The organism is Thermomonospora umbrina, from assembly GCF_003386555.1.
Lineage (GTDB): Bacteria > Actinomycetota > Actinomycetes > Streptosporangiales > Streptosporangiaceae > Thermomonospora > Thermomonospora umbrina.
Genome location: NZ_QTTT01000001.1, coordinates 2,069,174 through 2,081,663, shown reverse-complemented (window position 1 = coordinate 2,081,663; position 12,490 = coordinate 2,069,174). Strand labels below are relative to the sequence as shown.

Sequence of the window (12,490 nt, the reverse complement as noted above, 5' to 3'; positions counted from 1 at the left end):
GCCGTCGTTATGGCGTAGCCATATGTTATTTGTCTGGCAAATCGCGACAAACTAGGCAGCCAGCGAACGGACCGGAGCGGGAGCGCACGATGCCTGAGGCAGGGCCGCTGAGGACGGGTGATCCCCGGCTCATGGGGGAAGTCCGCCTGACCGGCCGGCTCGGGTCCGGCGACCGGGGCATCGTCTATCTGGGACGGACGAAGGAGGGCCTGCCGGTGGCCGTCCGGGTGCCGCCCGCCTCCGGCGCGACACCCGCTTCCGGCGCGCCGCCGGCCGACGGGATCGCCGCCGGACGCCTCGTCTCGCCCTGGACGGCGCGGGTGTTGGCGGTGAGCTCCGAGGGCGGCCTGACACGCCTGGTCAGCGAGTACGTTCCCGGCCCCTCCCTGGCCGAGGCCGTCGAGCGGGACGGCCCCCGATCCGGCGCCGCCCTGCACCGGCTGGCCGTCGCGACCATCGGGGGACTCGCGGACATGCACCGCGCGGGCCTGGTCCATCGCGACCTCCGCCCCGGGGCCGTCGTGCTCGGGCCGGACGGCCCCCGGATCGTGGACGTCGCCGTCGGCGGCCTGGTCACGATCATGAGCCCGGCCTACCGGGCGCCCGAGCAACTGGCGGGCGGCGAGGTCACCCCCGCGACGGACGTGTTCTCCTGGGCCGCCGTCATGGTCTTCGCCTCCTGCGGCCGGCATCCCTTCGGCCCCCCGACGGACCCGTCCGTGGTGACGCGGATCCTGCGGGAACAGCCCGACCTCGGCCTCCTCGCCGGTCGCCTCCACGAGATCGCCCTGCGCTGCCTGGCCAAGGATCCCCGTGACCGCCCGACGGCGGAGGACGTCGTGCGCTGGCTCCGTCAGGCGGAGCAGCCGATGCCCCCGGCGATTCCCCGCCGCCCCAGTGACCACCGCCGGGAGATCGCCTTGCCCGCACGGCGTGAGACGCCCGTTCCCTCCGTGAACTCCGCGGAGACATCGATCCCCGCCGGGACGACCGCCCCCGAGGTCCCCGCGTCGACGGTGCCGCGGAACGTGCCGGCGATCGCCGGGCGTTCGCACGCGCTGGGGTCGCCCGGCACCGACACCAGCGGCATCGAGGTGCGCATCCGCGGCCGGGCGTCCGGACGCAGGGCCGCCGCGTCGGAACGGCGACGGGGACGGGCCGCGCGCCGGAACAGCACCGTCGCCGGGCTGCTCGCCGGCACCGTCCTGGTCGGATCGGCGCTGATCGTGTGGAACAGCGGGGTGGCCGACTCCGCGCTCGGACGCTCGTCCGGCCGGCTGGCGGGAGGCCCCGGCGGGGAGGCGGTGCCGTCGCGGACCGGTCCCGCCGTCGAGGTCGAGACGACCCACGGCTACCGGTACCGGCTGTCGGCGATCGGGTACGACGCCGACCCGCAGGCGGTGCCGGCCGGGCAGTCGCCCCCGCCCGGAACGGCGTACCTCCATGCCGACTACGTGCTGAGCAACCCGCTGGAGAAGCCCGTTCTGCTCGACCTCTACACGGCCGACGTGTTCGTCAAGCGCGCGAGGCTCCCGGAGGGGGCGCGCGGCCGGTGCATGTGGCACAACGGCGTTCCGGAGGACATGTGCACGCCGCCCGCCAAGCCGCGGGTGCTGTCCCGGTTGAGCGGCGGCCCGCCGACGGGGGGCGCCGGCGGTGACCGCTACATGGCGCCCGGCGCCTCGTACGTGGTCCGCGTGGGCCTCGACCTGCCCATGGAGGCGGATCTGCGGCCCGGCGACCTGAGGCTGTACGTCTGGAGGCAGACCTACATGGCCGACACGCTGGTCAAGGAGATCCCCTTCCCGCGTTAGGCCGGGGGCTCACTCGGCGGAGGGGTCGTCGGCGAGGATGCCGTACAGCCTGCGCCTTGTGTCGTTGACGATGTCCAGCGCCCGCGCCCGCTGCTCCTCGCTGCCGGCGACCATCACCTGCTGCAGCGCCCCCATCATCCGGCCCACGGCCTCGCGGGCGTGCAGGGTCTCGTCGCCCGCCTGCTCGGCGACCTCCTCCCAGGGCGCCACGGGATGGGTCGCGGCCTCCTCGCGGCCGGTGTCGGTCAGCGCGAACAGCCGCTTGCCGCCCTGCTCCCGGCTGGTGACCAGGCCCTCGTCCTCGAGCAGTTGCAGGGTCGGATAGACCGAGCCGGGACTGGGCCGCCAGACGCCGCCGGTCCGCCCCTCCAGCTCCTGGATCATCTCGTAGCCGTGCATCGGTCGCTCGGCCAGCAGCGCCAGCATCGCGGCCCGGACGTTGCCGCGCTTCATGCGCCGCCCGCGCCCGCCGTGGCCCCGACCGTGGCCGCCGCCCCAGGGTCCGCCCGGTCCGAACGGTGCCCCCCAGGGGCCGAAGGGATCGCGGCGTCGCCGCCCCTCCCGGCCCCGGAACTCGTCGTCGTTGTCGTGCCTGTGCATCGATCTCTCCTTATCGAACGGTTGCGATGCTTCAACGATATATCGCAACTGCTCGTGATGCAACGTCTCGAACGACTGAACGCCGCGGTCCGCCGGAGCGCGGGGCTCGGCGGACCGCGGCGTTCGCGGTCTCGGGGACGCCTCTTCGACGTCCCGAACGTCAGGGGGCGGCCAGTTTCAGGGTGTTCAGGATCGGGGTGGTGAGCCGGCGGTCGTCGATCTCCTTGACCCGGATCCACGCCCCGAACCGGCCCGAACGGTCGGTCAGACCGACCTCGGTGACGGTCGGCGTGCCGGTGCGGCAGGCGGTGTAGCGGGTGATCGTGCCGGTGAGGGCCTTGTCGGGGCTGGTGTAGCTCTCCGGCTGCCCCTTGGTGCACTGGTCGTGCGAGGACACCCGGGCCGGCGGCAGCTTGCCCCGCGCGCCGTCGGTCGTCAGCCCGATGAACACCCCGGGCGTCCGCGCGGCGCTGTCGAGGAACTGCTCGAACGTCCCGGAGGTCGCGCGCAGCACCGGCCTGCTCTGGGCGTCGGCGGCCAGGCCCACCGACGAGGGGGTCCAGGTCGGCGGTTGGGCCAAGGGCCGCCACACCCTGGGCACGGAGACCTTGATCTTGCCGCTGGCGTCATTGACGGGTGTGAAGTCCTGCGGGGTCGTGGGCTTGGGCGGGACGGCCGGCCCGTCGTCGTCGTCGCCCAGCATGCCGAGGATCAGCCCGCCGACCAGCGCGATCACCACGATGCCGGCGCCGATGCCCAGCGCGACCAGCCGCTTGTTCCCCTTGCCGCCGGCACCGGGCCCCCCGCCGGGACCGGGCAACGGCCCTCCCGGCCCGGGCCCACCGACCCCATAACCCCCAGGCCCTCCGGGACCAGGCCCACCGGGCCCGAAGTCTCCGGGCCCTCCCGGCCCGGGCCCACCGGCTCCGTAGCCTCCAGGCCCTCCGGGCCCGTGCCCACCGGCCCCGAAGTTTCCAGCTCCTCCCGGCCCGGGCCCACCGGCTCCAGGCCCTCCGGGGCCAGGCCCGCCGGCGCCGAAGTCTTCGGGTCCTCCGGGGCCAGGCCCACCGGGCCCAAAGTCTCCGGGTCCTCCCGGACCGTGCCCGCCGGCCCCGAAGTCTCCAGGTCCTCCCGGCCCGTGCCCACCGGCTCCAGGCCCTCCGGGACCGGGCCCCCTGGCTCCGAAGTCTCCAGATCCTCCCGGCCCCGGTCCGCCGGTCCCATAGCCGCCGGCCCCTCCGGGACCGGACCCACCGGGTCCGAAGCCCCCAGGCCCTCCGGGACCGGGCGGGCCGCCGGGTGTCGGGAAGGCCGCCGTGGCCCCCTCGCTCGACCCCGCCCCCCGGCCCTGCGGCCCCGGCGGGGGAGGGGAGGGGAACTGGTCACGGGAGATCGCGATGGTCCGGTCCTCGCCGGGGTCCTCAGGGGGAGGGCCCTGAGGGGGCGCGTCGTACTCCCGCGGCCGATCCACCACCGTCCGCTCGAACTCGTCCTCCGGCGGCCCACCGGCCCCGACCGGCCCCCGAGGCTGAGGCTGAGGCTGAGGCACCCCCTGCCCCGGCCGGCCCGACGGCGGCGGCAACGGTACCTGCGCCGTGCGCTGGTCGTCCGGCCCTCCGCCCGTGGCCTGCGGAGACTTGACGTCCGGGGCGGTCGCCGGCTCGGGCTCAGGACCCGGGGAAACGGGCGGAGGCAGGGGACCGACCGAGGGGCGGAGGGTGGCCAGGGCGTGGGCGAAGGCCTCCGCGGTCGGCCACCGGTTCTCCCGGTCGACCTCCATGGCCCGCAGGATCACCCGGTCGAACTCCGGCGTCAGCTCCGCCCGCAGCTCGCTCGGGCGCTTCTTGATCGGCGCGGGTCCCGGGGCCTTGCCGGTCAGCATGTGGTACGTCAGCGCGCCCAGCCCGTACACGTCGGCGCGCACGTCCAGCCCGCCGCCGAAGCGGGCCTGTTCGGGCGACATGTACCCCGGCGTGCCCACCGGCAGCGTGAAGGCCCCGGAGGCGTGCGCGATGGCCTTGGCCAGGCCGAGGTCGGCGATCAGCAGCCGTTCGCCGCCGTCCGAGGTGGACTGGAACAGCACGTTGGACGGTTTGAGGTCGCGGTGGATCACGCCGAACCGGTTGATGACCTGGACGCCGTGCGCGATCTCCTCCGCGAGGGCGACCGCCTGCGCGACCGGGAGCGTCCGTTCCCGCATCCGGTCGCCCAGCGTCCCGCGGTCGGCGTACGACATGACGAAGTAGGGACGGCCGTCCGGCAGCTCGCCGATGTCGTGCACCCGGACCAGTCGCTCGGAGTCGGCCCGGCGGAGGATGCGGGCCTCTTCCAGGAACCGGTTGCGCACGTCGAGATCGTCCAGGAGGCTTCCGGACAGTACCTTGATGGCGACGGGGGCGGCCAGCGCGTCGTCGTGCGCCAACCACACCGAGGCGAACGCCCCGGAGCCGAGGACGCGGTCGATTCGGTAACGGCCGACTGAAGACGGTATGGGCACCCACGTATCATGCCCAACAAACAGGGTGCACGGGGAGACCAGCCGGAGTGCGTTGGCGATGGCCCCGGACCACGATGAACCATCGGGACGGCGGCGGCGGCCGGACCCGCAGGAAGGCGAAGACGGCCCATGGCGTTTGACGAACGTACCGAGGAACTGGCCGTCAAGGCGGCCCAGGGCGACCAGAACGCGCTCAACGAACTGCTTCGCACGATCGAACCGGACGTGATGCGGCACGCCGCCCGTTTTCTGCCCTGCCGCCAGGACGCGGAGGAGGCGTGCCAGGACGCGCTGCTCCAGGTGGCCCGCAACATCCACCGCTTCGAGGGCCGCTCCAAGTTCAGCACCTGGCTGCACGTGGTGGTGGCCAACTCGGCACGTTCCACTTACCGTTCGCTCAAGCGGCGCTCGGTGGAGCAGGCCGGCGAACTTCCGCAGCAGCGCCCCGACCCGCGCCGCACCAGCGTGATCGCCGGCTCCCGGGTCGACATCCTGGACGCCATGGAGAACCTGGAGGCCCGCAAGCCGGACCTCATCCAGGCCCTGGTGCTGCGCGACATCTCCCAACTGGAGTACGCCGAGATCGCCGAACAGCTCGGCCTGCCCCTCGGGACGGTCAAGTCGAGGATCCACGAGGCCCGCAAGCAGGTCCGCCAGACCCTCGGCGAGTCCTACACCTGATCCGAGGTCACGTCGAGACGGGTCCGCAGGGCCCGCCGCCAGACCCTCGGCGAGTCGTACACATCGCGACGGGTGCGCGGTGCGAGTCGTCCACCCGATCCGTCACGACGATGTCGGGTCGCGTCAAGAGTCGTTAATGGCTCGGCAACCGTGCCGGCGGGCGGGCGGCGCTCCGGTGGTGCGCTGGGCAGCATGAACGCATGGCTGCCCACTCTGATCGACCCATCTTCGTCATCGGATGCCCGCGGTCGGGGACGACGCTGCTCCAGTTGATGCTGCACTCGCACCAGCGCATCGCCATCCCCGCCGAGACGCGCTTCCTGCTGCCGGCGTACGCCTCCCGGCGGGGCTTCGGCGACCTGCGGCGGCCGGACAACCGCCGGGCGCTGGCGGAGTGGATCGTGGGACGCAAGGAGAGCAAGTTCCACGACCTCGGGCTGGACTCCGCGCAGGTCATCGACGAGATCGTCGCAGGCCCCCCCACCCTCGGCTCCGCGCTGGGGATCGTGTTCCGCGCGTACGCCCGCAGGTTCGGCAAGCCCCGGTGGGGCGACAAGCGCCCCAGCTACTTCAAGCACGTGGACGTGCTGCGCCGGATGTGGCCGGACGCCCAGTTCGTGCACCTGATCCGTGACGGCCGGGACTGCGTGGCGTCCCTCAAGGAGATGCCCTGGTACAATCAGGACTCGTACCACGCGATCTGCGCCTGGCGGGAGGCCGTCGACTTCGGCCGCCGCTACGCGCGCAGGCTCGGCCCGGACGCGTACTACGAGCTGCAGTACGAGCGGCTGGTCGCCGACCCGTCCACCGAGCTGGCCGGCCTGTGCGGCTTCCTCGGGGAGGAGTACGACAGCCGGATGACCGAGCCGCAGGAGATCGCTCGGCTGACCGTGCCGGCGAACAAGAAGTGGCACTCCCTCACCCAGGACGCCGTCACCTCAGGTCGGATCGGCTCGTGGGTGCACCGGCTGGAGCCGTGGGAGATCGCCCTCGCCGAGTCCGCGCTGGGTTCGAGGCTGCGGGAGTACGGCTACGAGCTGAGCGGCGGCGGCCGAGCGTCGATCACCCAGATCGCCCATCTGGCCAGGGTCGCCGCCCACCGCCGGACCACCCAGCACAAGCGGGTCATCCGCGACCAGCTCGTCCGGCGCTGCGAACCCGGCCCCGTCATCAGCCGCCTCGGCCCCCAGGACGTCGGCCGGCCCGCCCAGGACCTCCGGACCGTCAGTCCAAGGCCGTGAGCTGGTCGGCGAACCAGCGTTGCGGAGGCAGCGCCGTGGCCGCGTCGGCGAGGCGGGCGCAGCGCTCCGCGCGTTCGGCGGGGGGCATCAGCAGGGCCCGGCGAAGGGCCTCGGCGGTCTGCGAGACGTCGTACGGGTTCACCATCAGGGCGTCCTCGCCGAGCTCGGCGGCGGCGCCCGCCTCCCGTGACAGCACCAGGGCGCACCCGCGTTCCGACAGCACCGGGCCCTCCTTGGCCACCAGGTTCATGCCGTCGCGGATCGGGTTGACCAGCAGCACGTCCGCCATCCCGTAGGCGGCCAGCGAGCGCGGGTAGTCGTCGTTCACCTGCAGGATCAGCGGCTCCCAGTCGGGGGTGCCGAACTCGTCGACGATCTCCGCCGCCATCCGCCGCACCGCCGCCGTGTACTCGCGGTACTCCGGCAGGTCGTGCCGGGACGGGTAGGCGAACGCCAGGTGGACGACCCGCCCGCGCCACTCCGGATACTTGGTCAGCAGCTCGCGGTAGGCCGCCAGCCCCCGCACGATGTTCTTGGACAGCTCCGTGCGGTCGATCCGCACGATGAGCCGCCGGTCGCCGACCTGCTCGCGGAGCGCCCGCGCCCGCGCCGCCACGTCCGGCTCGGCGGCCCGCGCCCGCAGCTCCTCGCCGTCCACACCCAGCCCGTGGACGCCGACGCGGGTGACGTGGCCCTTGTGGGTGACCGTCCGGGCGTGCCGGTCGACCTTCGCGTGCAGCACCGCCGCGCAGCAGTCGAGGAACGCGTCCGCCCAGCGCTCGGTGAGGAACCCGGCGTGGTCGGCCCCCAGGATGCCCTCCAGGACCTGCGCGCCGATGTCGTCGGGCAGCAGCCGGTAGTACTCCGGCGGCGCCCACGGCGTGTGGGAGAAGTGGGCGATCCTGAGATCGGGACGGCGTTCGCGCAGCATCCGGGGGGCCAGCGACAGGTGGTAGTCCTGGATCGCGGTCCTCGCGCCCGGCGCGGCGTCCCGGGCGAGCGCGTCCGCGAACGCCGCGTTGTACGCCTCGTACGACTGCCAGTCCCGGCGGGAGCGGGCGTCGAAGTGCGGCGCGTTCGGGGTGTCGTACAGCAGGTGGTGGACGAACCACAGCATCGAGTTCGCCACCGCGTTGTAGGCCCGCTGGAACGTCGGCGCGGGGATGTCGAGCATCCGGACGCCCGCGCCGCCGGTGTCGTGACCCGCCTTGTCGAGCCGCCCGTCGGGGGCCCGCCGGGCGGCCTCCCGGTCGGCGTCCGACAGCGCCGCGCAGACCCACACCACCTCGGGCCCGGCGTCGTCCTCGGTCTTGGCGGCGACCCCCGCCAGCCCCGACACCAGCCCTCCGCCGCCCCGGCGCATGGACAGCGCGCCGTCCTCCGCTCGCGAGAACGACACGGGCCCCCGGTTCGACGCGACGAGCACCTGGCGGTCGGCGGACCCACCCGCGGAGTCACTCATGCCCGGAAGTCTGGCACGTCCCCGTCAGGCCCACCGGCAACGGGGTGGGATGGCCCATATCGGGTACGGAGTTTGCCCAAGGAGCCCGGGGTAGACAGCGAGCCATGGGTCGCCCAGAGTCAGGCATCGCGATGAAGGACCCGCCCGGCCCGCACGGCCGGTACGCGCCCGGCGGCGACTCCGGCGAGACCCGCAAGACGGTGCTGGCCGCCGGGGCCGCCAACGTCGCGATCGCGGGGACCAAGCTGGTGGCCGGGCTGATCGCCGGATCCTCGGCGATGATGGCCGAGGCCGCGCACTCCCTCGCCGACACCTTGAACGAGGCGTTCCTGCTGGCCTCGCTGGGCCGCAGCGAACGTCCCGCCGACCGCCGGCATCCGTTCGGGTACGGCAAGGAGCGGTACTTCTGGTCGCTGATCGCCGCGGTGGGGATCTTCGTGGCGGGGGCGGGCTACTCGGTGTACGAGGGCGTGCGCGAGATCGCGTCGCCGGGGGAGCACGGGGATCCGACGGTGGCGTTCCTCGTACTGGCGCTGGCGTTCCTCTTCGAGGGGCTCTCGTTGAGCCGGGCCACGTACCAGGTGCGCAAGGAGGCCCGGACGCGTGGACGCGAGCCGCTCGACCACGTGCGCCGCACCCCCGACACCACCCTCAAGGCGGCGGTGCTGGAGGACACCGCGGCGCTCGTCGGGCTGACGCTGGCGGCGCTGGGCCTGGCCCTGCGGGAGATCACCGGGTCGGGCGTGTGGGACGGCGTCGCGTCCATCCTCATCGGGCTGCTGCTGGTGGCGGTGGCGTTGACGCTGGGCCGCAGCAGCATGACCATGCTGATCGGCCAGTCGGTCGACCGGGAGACGTGGCGCGCGATCAACGAGGAGATCGGCGACACCCCCGGCGTCAGCTCCGTGCTGGAGCTGCTCACCATGCATCTGGGGCCGGACGAGCTGCTGGTGGCGGCCAAGGTCGCGTTCGCCGACGACATCAGCGCCGATCAGGCCGAGGACATCGCCGACGCCATCGACGACCGGCTGCGGCGCAGGCTGCCGATCGTGCGCCATGTGTTCCTGGACCCGACGCAGCTCCGTCCGTCGGGGGGCCCGTGACGGCCGCCGGTCTCACGAAGCGAGACCCTGCTGTCTGCGATGCGGGCAAATCGGGTAAAGTCACGCACAGAGTTCCGCCGAAGGGGTGCCCTGGTAGCGTGCTGACCACGCTGCGTGCGCCCTCTTGGGGGAGCCGACAACTGAATACCGCTCATCCAGAGGGGTGGAGGGACCGGCCCTACGAAACCCCGGCAACCCTCCCGGTGCTGATGCGCTCGCGACCTGTGAGCGCCGGCCGGGACAGGGTGCCAACTCCGGCCCGCGACCAAGGTGGCGCGGGACAGATGAGGAGAGGCCTCACTTCATGGCACTTGATGCTGCCGATCTCGGACCCGCCACTGCTCTGGTCTGCCGCGAGTGCGGCGAGAAGTACGACCTCGGGCCCCGCTACGCGTGCGAACAGTGTTTCGGCCCCCTGGAGATCAGCTACGACTTCGCCGGGGTGAGCCGCGAGGCCATCGAGGCCGGTCCGCGCAACATCTGGCGTTACCGCGGGCTGCTGCCCGTGCCGTCCAACGTCGAGAGCACCCCCAACACCGAGCCGGGCCTGACCCGCCTGGTCCGCGCCGACCACCTCGCCGAGTCCCTGGGGATGCAGCGGCTGTGGGTCAAGGACGACAGCGGCAACCCCACCCACTCGTTCAAGGACCGGGTGGTCGCGGTCGCGCTCGCCGCCGCCCGCGAGCTGGGCTTCAAGGTGCTGGCCTGCCCGTCCACCGGCAACCTGGCCAACGCGGTGGCCGCGGCCGCCGCCCGCGCCGGGATCCGCAGCGCCGTCTTCGTGCCCTCCGACCTGGAGCAGCAGAAGATCATCGTCACTGCGGTGTACGGCGGCACGTTCGTCACCGTGCGGGGCAACTACGACGACGTCAACCGGCTCGCCTCCGAGATCGCCGGCGAGCAGGACGACTGGGCGTTCGTCAACGTCAACGTCCGGCCCTACTACGCCGAGGGCTCCAAGACCCTGGGCTACGAGATCGCCGAGCAGTTGGGCTGGCGGCTGCCGGACCAGATCGTGATCCCGATCGCCTCCGGCTCCCAGCTCACCAAGATCGACAAGGCGTTCCAGGAGTTCATCAAGCTCGGGCTGGTCGAGGACAAGCCGTACAAGGTCTTCGGCGCCCAGGCCACCGGCTGCTCCCCGGTCGCCGCCGCGTTCAAGGCCGGCCACGACGTGGTCCGTCCGGTCAAGCCGGCCACCATCGCCAAGTCGCTGGCCATCGGCAACCCCGCCGACGGGCCCTACGTGCTGGACGTCGTCCGGCGCACCGGCGGGGCCATCGAGGACGTCTCCGACGCCGAGGTGGTCGAGGGAATCCGCCTGCTGGCCGCCACCGAGGGCATCTTCGGCGAGACCGCCGGCGGCGTCACCGTGGCCTGCCTGCGCAAGCTGGTCTCCACCGGCGCCCTCGACCCGGAGGCCGAGACCGTCATCATCAACTCCGGCGACGGACTGAAGACCCTCGACGCGGTCGCGCCCGTGGTGGGCCCGTCCGCCGAGATCGCCCCCACGCTGGAGGACTTCCGCGCCTCCGGCCTCGCCTGACCCGTTCGTCCGGGGGGCGACCCCCGGACCCGACGTGGCGGGCCGGGTGACCCTCGCTCCGCGAGGGCCCGACGCGGTCACCCGACCCGCCGGTCTGGGAGGCGACCTCCCAGACCATCGCAACCGGGCCGGACGGTCCCGCTCCACCGGAGCACCGCCGCGGTCGGCCGGCCCCGACCTGAGGTGGTATGACGCATGAGCACGGTCTCCGTACGCATCCCGACGATCCTGCGCACCTACACCGGCGGCGAGTCGGAGGTGAAGGCCGACGGCGCGACCCTGCGCGAGGTCATCAGCGACCTGGACGCCGGCTACGCGGGCATCGCGGCCCGCATCCTCGACGACGGCGGCAAGATCCGCCGGTTCGTCAACGTCTACGTGGGGGACGAGGACGTCCGTTTCGCCGACGGGCTGGACACCGCCACCCCGGCGGGCTCCCAGGTCTCGATCATCCCGGCGGTCGCCGGGGGCTGACCGCCGTCCCGGGTCTCGGGTTCCGGGTTTCGCGTGTCCGTTACCGGACGCCCGACACATGCCCACAAACACTGTCATGCCGATAGGGTCATCCCGTTGATCACTCCAGGAGCGATCAACGGGATCCCGCGATGACAGGGGCGGGATCGGCGAGAGATGCCGCGGCCTGCTCGGGCCGCGGTCGCGGCGACAGGGTCGACATGGCGCAGGGCACCGTCAAGTGGTTCAACGCGGAGAAGGGCTACGGCTTCATCGAGGTCGACGGCGGCAGGGACGTCTTCGTCCACTACTCCGCGATCGTGATGGACGGCTACCGCAGCCTCGAACAGGGCCAGCGCGTCGAGTTCGAGATCACCCAGGGCGACCGGGGACCCCAGGCGGAGTCCGTCCGCGCCCTGTGAGCACGTCGGGCGCCCCGGCGGCCCGACCCTCGGCGGCCGGCCCTCGGGGCGGTCAGTCCGAGTTCAACCACACCAGCACACCCGGGCCGTCCGGGGTGAGCACGGGCACCCACGCCTCGTCGAGGTCGGCGACCCGGCTCTCGTCGAGCCGCAACGGGTGGGGCTCCTCGGTGTCGCCGTCGCCCGTCCAGTAAGGCACGCCTCCGACCAGGCGGCGCACCCCGGCCAACTGCTCGTCCGCCCACCGGTGGTCCCGGGCGCCCGCCCCGCGAAGGTCCCGCTCGAAGAGGACCCGCAGCCCGTCGAGCGCGTCCGGCGCCGTCACGGGTACGAGGTAGCCCTCGACCTCCCCCTGCCTGCAGGCGGTGCCTCCGTACTGCTGCTGGTAGATCACCCCGGTGGGGGCCTCCGCCACCACGTACAACCATCGGTCGTCCGTGCCGTCCGGGTCGATGAAGACGAACCGCCGCGTGTCCACGACCGAATCCTCCCACTCCGGGGCGATGGTGCGCTCCCCATCCCATGACGGGATCCTGCGGATTCGTGCGGACTTTCGCGGCCCACCGAGGGGAAACCCCGCTGACCCGCCCCGTACCCCCGGCGTATACGCAGGTGACGACAGGGTGCGGAGGTTGGGGAAGTCTTCCCCGGGCAGGAGGTTCGTCGCTTGC

The 12,490-nt window shown here is 72.8% G+C and carries 11 protein-coding genes and 1 riboswitch; of the genes, 7 read left to right on the top strand and 4 right to left on the bottom strand.

Going from position 1 to position 12,490, the window contains the following annotated elements; all coding sequences use genetic code 11:
- Window positions 1–131: 131 nt before the first annotated feature.
- Entirely contained in the window at window positions 132–1,814 is a 1,683-nt protein-coding gene (locus DFJ69_RS09005) for a serine/threonine protein kinase (protein ID WP_170177585.1), read from the top strand.
- Between the two features lie 9 nt (window positions 1,815–1,823).
- Here the strand turns inward: DFJ69_RS09005 and DFJ69_RS09000 are convergent, their stop codons facing one another.
- The gene (locus DFJ69_RS09000) at window positions 1,824–2,414 is read right to left on the bottom strand and encodes a PadR family transcriptional regulator (RefSeq protein WP_116022051.1); all 591 of its coding nucleotides are present in this window, start codon (window positions 2,412–2,414) and stop codon (window positions 1,824–1,826) included.
- A 160-nt stretch (window positions 2,415–2,574) separates the two neighbouring features.
- Complete coding sequence (locus tag DFJ69_RS36125; protein ID WP_281275826.1) at window positions 2,575–4,911, bottom strand: serine/threonine-protein kinase; 2,337 nt, start codon at window positions 4,909–4,911, stop codon at window positions 2,575–2,577.
- 129 nt (window positions 4,912–5,040) lie between these two features.
- Here DFJ69_RS36125 and DFJ69_RS08990 point away from each other — a divergent pair, with 129 nt between their 5' ends.
- Both DFJ69_RS08990 and DFJ69_RS08985 read left to right on the top strand, forming a co-directional pair.
- Window positions 5,041–5,592, top strand: a complete 552-nt coding sequence (locus tag DFJ69_RS08990) for an RNA polymerase sigma factor (RefSeq protein WP_116022050.1) — start codon at window positions 5,041–5,043, stop codon at window positions 5,590–5,592.
- Window positions 5,593–5,792: 200 nt separating this feature from the next.
- A complete protein-coding gene (locus DFJ69_RS08985) occupies window positions 5,793–6,833 on the top strand; it encodes a sulfotransferase family protein (RefSeq protein WP_116022049.1) in 1,041 nt (346 codons plus the stop codon).
- Here DFJ69_RS08985 and DFJ69_RS08980 read toward each other — a convergent pair.
- Complete coding sequence (locus DFJ69_RS08980) at window positions 6,817–8,295, bottom strand: alpha,alpha-trehalose-phosphate synthase (UDP-forming) (RefSeq protein ID WP_116022048.1); 1,479 nt, start codon at window positions 8,293–8,295, stop codon at window positions 6,817–6,819. The two genes, DFJ69_RS08985 and DFJ69_RS08980, sit on opposite strands and share 17 nt — an antisense overlap.
- Before the next feature lie 104 nt (window positions 8,296–8,399).
- Here DFJ69_RS08980 and DFJ69_RS08975 point away from each other — a divergent pair, with 104 nt between their 5' ends.
- The 4 genes from DFJ69_RS08975 to DFJ69_RS08960 all read left to right on the top strand — a co-directional run bounded on the left by DFJ69_RS08975 (window position 8,400) and on the right by DFJ69_RS08960 (window position 11,819).
- Entirely contained in the window at window positions 8,400–9,398 is a 999-nt protein-coding gene (locus tag DFJ69_RS08975; RefSeq protein ID WP_245974190.1) for a cation diffusion facilitator family transporter, read from the top strand.
- A gap of 148 nt (window positions 9,399–9,546) precedes the next feature.
- Window positions 9,547–9,689: riboswitch (SAM riboswitch) on the top strand.
- A 13-nt stretch (window positions 9,690–9,702) separates the two neighbouring features.
- The gene (thrC, locus tag DFJ69_RS08970) at window positions 9,703–10,944 is read left to right on the top strand and encodes a threonine synthase (protein ID WP_116022046.1); all 1,242 of its coding nucleotides are present in this window, start codon (window positions 9,703–9,705) and stop codon (window positions 10,942–10,944) included.
- A 195-nt stretch (window positions 10,945–11,139) separates the two neighbouring features.
- The gene (locus tag DFJ69_RS08965; protein WP_116022045.1) at window positions 11,140–11,418 is read left to right on the top strand and encodes a MoaD/ThiS family protein; all 279 of its coding nucleotides are present in this window, start codon (window positions 11,140–11,142) and stop codon (window positions 11,416–11,418) included.
- A gap of 200 nt (window positions 11,419–11,618) precedes the next feature.
- Entirely contained in the window at window positions 11,619–11,819 is a 201-nt protein-coding gene (locus tag DFJ69_RS08960; protein WP_116022044.1) for a cold-shock protein, read from the top strand.
- 52 nt (window positions 11,820–11,871) lie between these two features.
- Here the strand turns inward: DFJ69_RS08960 and DFJ69_RS08955 are convergent, their stop codons facing one another.
- Window positions 11,872–12,297: a DUF6210 family protein gene (locus DFJ69_RS08955; RefSeq protein WP_211328559.1), complete on the bottom strand. Its 426-nt coding sequence runs from the start codon at window positions 12,295–12,297 to the stop codon at window positions 11,872–11,874.
- Between the last annotated feature and the right edge of the window lie 193 nt (window positions 12,298–12,490).